Here is a 5702-nt window from a genome sequence, read left to right on the forward strand (position 1 = left end):
TGAGCTCTCGGCAAGAAGTGAGCTCTCGGTGGGACGTGGGCTCTCGGTGGTGGCGGTGGCGAGGGTGTGGAGTGGTCAGGCGGTGATGAGGACGCCGAGGACCGAGGTGAACATCGCCAGGCCGTCGGTGCCGGAGCCGGAGTCGGAGTCGGGGCCGAACCCGGTCTCCACGGCGTGCTCCGGGTGGGGCATGAGCCCGACGACGTTCCCGGCGGCGTTGGTCACCGCGGCGATGTCGTTGAGCGACCCGTTCGGGTTGACGCCCTCGTAGCGCAGCACCACGCGGCCCTCGCCCTCGAGCTCGTCCAGCGTGCGCCGGTCGGCGACGAAGCCGCCCTCGCCGTTCTTCAGCGGGATGGTGATGACCTGGCCGACCTCGTAGCCGGTGGTCCAGGCGGTGTCGTTGTTCTCCACCCGCAGCTGCTGGTCGCGGCAGACGAAGCGCTGGTGGTCGTTGCGGATGAGGGCACCGGGCAGCAGGTGGGCCTCGCACAGGATCTGGAAGCCGTTGCAGATGCCCAGGACCGGCAGCCCACGGCCGGCGGCCTCGATGACGGACTCCATCACCGGGGCGAAGCGGGCGATGGCGCCGCAGCGCAGGTAGTCGCCGTAGGAGAACCCGCCGGGCAGGATGACGGCATCCACGCCCCGGAGGTCGGAGTCGGCGTGCCACAGCGGCACCGGCTCGGCACCGGCGAGCCGGACCGCACGCTGGGCGTCCCGGTCGTCGAGCGAGCCGGGGAAGGTGACGACACCGATGCGGGCGCCGTCGGGTCGCACCTCGTGCTCGGTGTCGAGACGGTGCATCACTCGCTCCCGGCGTCGTCGACCGCGGCGACCCGGACGACGTTCTCGATCACCGGGTTGGACAGGAGCATCTCGGCGGCCCGGCGGGCCTGGTCGAGAGCGGCGTCGTCGACCTCGCCGTCGACCTCGAGCTCGAAACGCTTGCCCTGCCGGACGGAGACGAAACCGTCCAGGCCGAGGCGCGGCAGGGCGCCGGCCACGGCCTTGCCCTGAGGGTCGAGGATCTCGGGCTTGGGCATGACCTCGACGACGATTCGTCCCATGGTGTCTCCTGCTCCGGGGGTTGGACCGGGCCCGAGTCTACCCGCGGTCACACCCGGTACTGGGCCGCCAGTGGGCATGCCCACACGTCCAGGCCGCCACGCCCGACGCGGTTGATCTCCCGGATGACGGCACGGTGCGCCTGGGCGAAGGTCGTCTCGGTGTAGCGGACGCCGAGGTCATGGCAGTACTGCCGCACCATCGGCGCGACCCGACGCAGGTTGGGACGGGCCATGTTCGGGAAGAGGTGGTGCTCCACCTGGTGGTTGAGGCCGCCCATGAGCGTGTCGACGAACCGTCCGCCGCTGATGTTGCGGCTCACGAGCACCTGACGGCGCAGGAAGTCGAGCTTCATGTCCCGCGGCACGACCGGCATCCCGATGTGGTTCGGGGCGAAGGACATGCCCATGTAGAACCCGAAGACGGCGAGCTGGACACCGATGAAGGCCAGCGCCTTGCCCGGGGAGAGGACGAGGAAGACCAGGGCGACGAAGGTGACGAGCCGGAAGCTGATGAAGCCGAGCTCCACCCAGCGGTGCTTGAGCTTCTGCCGCGCGACGGCGCGCTTGATCCCCTGGACGTGGAGCGCCACGCCCTCGAGCAGGAGGAGCGGGTAGAAGAAGTAGCCCTGCTTGGTCGCCAGCCACCGGGTGAGGCGGGTCCGGCGCTGTCCAGCGGCATGGCCGGTGAACGCGAGCACGCCCGGGTCGATGTCGGGGTCGGCGTCGAGCTTGTTCGGCTGGGCGTGGTGCTTGGTGTGCTTGCGCTGCCACCAGCCGGACCCCATGCCGACGAAGAGGTTGATGATGACGAGCGAGACCCACTCGTTCCACTTCCCGGAGACGAAGATCTGCCGGTGCGCGGCGTCGTGGCCGAGGAAGGCGATCTGCGTCATGAGCACCGCCAGGACGGCCGCGGTGACGAGCTGCCACCACGTGTCCCCGATGAGGACGAACGCCGCCGCGAGCCCCAGCCCGAGCAGGGTGAGGGCGATCATCTTCGTCCAGTAGTAGCCGTAGGCCCGCTTGAGCAGGCCGGCTTCCTGGACCTGGCGGGTCAGCGCGGTGAAGTCGCTGACGAACCGCTGCCGGGCGGTGCCCCGCTCGGGGGCCGGGGTGGTCGTGAGGTCTGCTGCCATCGTTCGCACCTTTGGTTCCAGTCGCGAACGTGATCCGCAACACCGTGTTCTTGCCCGGCAAGCATGGCACGGATCGGGTGGCGCCGCCGCCTGTCCCACAGCGCGGACCGGGCGGGGGGGGACGCCGCCGGGTCAGCCGATGAGCCGCTCGGCGGCCTCGAGGTAGCGCTCCCGGGTGCGCTGGACGACGTGGTCGGGCAGCGGCGGCGGCACCGACTCGCGGTCCCACCCGGAGTCCGGGGAGGTGAGCCAGTCGCGCACGAACTGCTTGTCGAAGCTCGGCTGCACCCGGCCGGGCGTGTAGCCGTCGGCGGGCCAGAAGCGGGAGGAGTCGGGGGTGAGGACCTCGTCGCCGAGGACGACGGTGCCGTCCGCGCCGAGCCCGAACTCCAGCTTGGTGTCCGCCACGATGATCCCGCTGCGGGCCGCCACCTCCGCCGCCCGGGCGTAGACCGCCAGGGTGAGGTCGCGCAGCTCGGCGGCGCGCTCCTGTCCGAGCATCTCGGCGACGGCGGCGAAGGTGATGTTCTCGTCGTGGTCACCCACCTCGGCCTTGCGTGCGGGGGTGAAGATCGGCTCGGGCAGCCGCGCGGCCTCGACCAGGCCGGGCGGCAGCGGCACCCCGCACACCGCCTGGGTCTGCCGGTACTCGGTCATCCCCGAACCGGTGAGGTACCCGCGGGCCACGCACTCCACCGGGAACATCTCCAGCCGCCGACACACCATCGCCCGGCCCGCGACCTGCGCCGGGACGTCGGTCGAGACGAGGTGGTTGGGGACGATGTCGGCGAGCTGGTCGAACCACCACAGGCTGAGCCGGGTGAGCACCTCCCCCTTGCCGGGGATCGGCGTCGGCAGCACGTGGTCGTAGGCGCTGATGCGGTCGGAGGCGACGACGAGGACGACGTCGCCGTCCGGGTGCTCCCCCGCCGGCCGGTAGAGGTCACGGACCTTGCCGGAGTAGACGTGCTCCCAGCCGGGCAGCGCCGGCGCGCTCACTGCGCCGCCCGGGCGAGCGCGATGTCCGTACGGTGCTGGGAGCCGGCCAGCGAGATCCGGGCGACGCCGGCGTAGGCCCGCTCGCGGGCCTCCTCCTGGTCCTTGCCGACGCCGACGACGGAGAGCACCCGGCCACCGGCGCTCACCAGGGAGCCGTCCTCGGCCGTGGCGCACCCGGCGTGGAGGACGTGGACGCCGGGGAGCTCCTCGGCGGCCGCCACCCCCTCGATGACGTCGCCCAGCCGGCACACCCCGGGGTAGCCCTCGGAGGCGACGACGACGGTGACGGCGGACTCGTCGCGCCAGCGCGGTGGCGGCACGTCGGCCAACGTCCCGGTGGCGGCGGCGTGGAGCAGCTGGGCCGGCGAGGAGGCGAGCCGGGCGAGGACCACCTGGGTCTCCGGGTCGCCGAAGCGGGCGTTGAACTCCACGACGCGCAGCCCGCGCGAGGTCAGTGCCAGGCCGACGTAGAGCACCCCGGTGTAGGGGGTGCCGCGCCGCGCCATCTCCCGCACCACGGGGCGCGCGACACGCTCCATGACCTGCTCGACGAGGTCCTCCGGCGCCCACGGCAGCGGGCTGTAGGCACCCATGCCGCCGGTGTTCGGGCCGGTGTCGCCGTCGGCGAGCCGCTTGAAGTCCTGGGCCGGGGCGAGCGCCACGGCGTCGGTGCCGTCGCAGACGCAGAAGAGGGAGACCTCCGGGCCGTCGAGGTACTCCTCGACGACGACCGCGGGCCGCTCCCCACCCGGGACGGAGCTGCGGCCGAGACAGGCGGCCGCGTGGGCGAGCGCCTCCTCGCGGTCGGAGGTGACGACGACCCCCTTGCCGGCGGCCAGGCCGTCGTCCTTGACGACGTAGGGGGCGCCGAAGGCGTCCAGCGCCTCGGCGACCTCCTCCAGCGTCGAGCACACGTAGGCCATCGCCGTGGGGACGGCGGCGCTGGCCATGACCTCCTTGGCGAAGGCCTTGGACCCCTCGAGCCGGGCCGCCTCGGCACCGGGACCGAAGCACGGCACCCCGGCGGCCCGCACGGCGTCGGCCACCCCGGCGACCAGCGGCGCCTCGGGGCCCACGACGACGAGGTCGACCCCGTGCTCGACGGCGAGCGCCGCGACCGCGTCGGGGTCGAGCGGGTCGACCGGGAGGTTCGTGGCGATCCGCGCCGTGCCGGGGTTCCCGGGGGCGACGAGGACCTGGTGGACCGTGCTGTCACTGCTCAGGGCGCGGGCGATGGCATGCTCACGTGCGCCGGAGCCGACGACGAGGATCTTCACGTCTCGCTAGCCTACCGACCGCCGACCGGCAGCCTCCTGTCCGCCCACCGGTCGGGCACCGGGCGCGGGGAGAAGTCCCCATCTCCCGGGCCGCCGGCGGCTCGGGAGCCGTCCAAGACGGGGGATAGGGTGCCCGGCATGACTACACATGCCAGCGGGACGAGCCGCTCACGCGTCCGTCGGGGCCTGTCGGCGCTCCTCCTCCTGCCGTTGCTCCTCGTGCTCAGCGGGTGCTTCCGCCTCGACCTGGGCCTGACCATCAACGAGGACGAGACCGTCGATGTGGCGATGGAGCTCGCCGACCTCACCGGCCTCGCCACCCGGGACGACCTCAGCTGCGACGACCTGTCCCGGGAGATCGCCGACTCCCCCGAGGAGATCGACTTCACCGTCGAGGACATCGAGACCGACGGGAACGTCGGCTGCCGGCTGACGGCGGCGGGTGGCTCCATCGACGCGATGACGGGCGAGGGCATGACGATCGAGAAGGTCGAGGACACCTTCGTCTTCACCTTCGACGGCGACGACACCGGGATGGGCGACTTCAGCGACATGCCCGGGGGCATGGAGCCCGAGGTGAGCATCTCGGTCACCTTCCCGGGTGACGTCATCGAGGCCGACGGAGAGATCGACGGCAACACCGTGACCTGGACCGGCATGGAGGTCTTCGCCACCGGCGGTACCGCCACCGGTTACGCGGCCGGCTCGGGCGGCGGCTCCGGCGGGGTCTCCACCGCGGTGTGGGTGATCCTCGGGGTCGTCGCGCTGCTCGCCATCGCGGCCCTCATCTTCCTCATCACCAAGAAGAGCCGGGGCTCGCGCGCCCAGGCGGCGGCTCCCTACGGCGCACCGTACGGCCGGCCGGGCCAGGTGCCGGCCGACCCGGGTGCGGGCTTCGGGGCCCAGCCCGGTGCCGCCCAGCCCACCGGCGGGTTCGGCCCGGCGGACCAGGTGCCGGCCGACCCGGGCCCGGGCTACCCCGGTCAGCAGCCGCCGGCCCCGCCCGCCCCGTCCTCGACTGCCGCCGCCGACGCGCCCGTCCAGCGCCCGGAGGGCTCGCCCTTCGCCCCGCCCCAGCCGCCGGCCGAGCCGGACGAGGGCGACCAGCAGCAGCGCTGACCTGCCGACAGACGCGCCGAGGGGCCCGTCCGTGCCGTACACGGGCGGGCCCCTTCGTCGTCCCTGCAGCTCAGGCGGCGTCGTCCTGCCGCTCGGGCGGC

6 protein-coding genes are annotated in these 5702 nt (G+C 72.9%); 1 reads left to right on the forward strand and 5 read right to left on the reverse strand.

The window, feature by feature from the left end; genetic code table 11:
• Positions 1–75 precede the first annotated feature (75 nt).
• The 5 genes from purQ to purD all read right to left on the reverse strand — a co-directional run bounded on the left by purQ (position 76) and on the right by purD (position 4482).
• The gene (purQ, locus tag Q0195_RS06485) at positions 76–807 is read right to left on the reverse strand and encodes a phosphoribosylformylglycinamidine synthase subunit PurQ (RefSeq protein ID WP_299276119.1); all 732 of its coding nucleotides are present in this window, start codon (positions 805–807) and stop codon (positions 76–78) included.
• On the reverse strand, positions 807–1070 hold the full coding sequence (gene purS / locus Q0195_RS06490) for a phosphoribosylformylglycinamidine synthase subunit PurS (RefSeq protein WP_299276121.1): 264 nt from the start codon (positions 1068–1070) through the stop codon (positions 807–809). The genes purQ and purS overlap by 1 nt, the downstream gene beginning before the upstream one ends.
• 47 nt (positions 1071–1117) lie before the next feature.
• Positions 1118–2206, reverse strand: a complete 1089-nt coding sequence (locus Q0195_RS06495) for an acyl-CoA desaturase (RefSeq protein ID WP_299276124.1) — start codon at positions 2204–2206, stop codon at positions 1118–1120.
• A 132-nt stretch (positions 2207–2338) separates the two neighbouring features.
• Positions 2339–3205 carry a phosphoribosylaminoimidazolesuccinocarboxamide synthase gene (locus Q0195_RS06500; RefSeq protein ID WP_299276125.1) on the reverse strand — a complete coding sequence of 289 codons (867 nt, stop codon included), beginning with the start codon at positions 3203–3205 and terminating at the stop codon, positions 2339–2341.
• The gene (gene purD / locus Q0195_RS06505; RefSeq protein WP_299276128.1) at positions 3202–4482 is read right to left on the reverse strand and encodes a phosphoribosylamine--glycine ligase; all 1281 of its coding nucleotides are present in this window, start codon (positions 4480–4482) and stop codon (positions 3202–3204) included. Before purD ends, Q0195_RS06500 begins: the two co-directional genes overlap by 4 nt.
• A gap of 138 nt (positions 4483–4620) precedes the next feature.
• Here purD and Q0195_RS06510 point away from each other — a divergent pair, with 138 nt between their 5' ends.
• Positions 4621–5601 (forward strand): hypothetical protein, encoded by a 981-nt coding sequence (locus Q0195_RS06510; RefSeq protein WP_299276131.1) that lies wholly within the window; start codon positions 4621–4623, stop codon positions 5599–5601.
• Positions 5602–5702: the final 101 nt, after the last annotated feature.

This window comes from uncultured Georgenia sp., assembly GCF_937958535.1.
Lineage (GTDB): Bacteria > Actinomycetota > Actinomycetes > Actinomycetales > Actinomycetaceae > Oceanitalea.

Coding starts and splice junctions, on each gene's coding strand:
- purQ (WP_299276119.1), bottom strand. CDS start 807: ATGCACCGTCTCGACACCGAGCACGAGGTGCGACCCGACGGCGCCCGC.
- purS (WP_299276121.1), bottom strand. CDS start 1,070: ATGGGACGAATCGTCGTCGAGGTCATGCCCAAGCCCGAGATCCTCGAC.
- Q0195_RS06495 (WP_299276124.1), bottom strand. CDS start 2,206: ATGGCAGCAGACCTCACGACCACCCCGGCCCCCGAGCGGGGCACCGCC.
- Q0195_RS06510 (WP_299276131.1), top strand. CDS start 4,621: ATGACTACACATGCCAGCGGGACGAGCCGCTCACGCGTCCGTCGGGGC.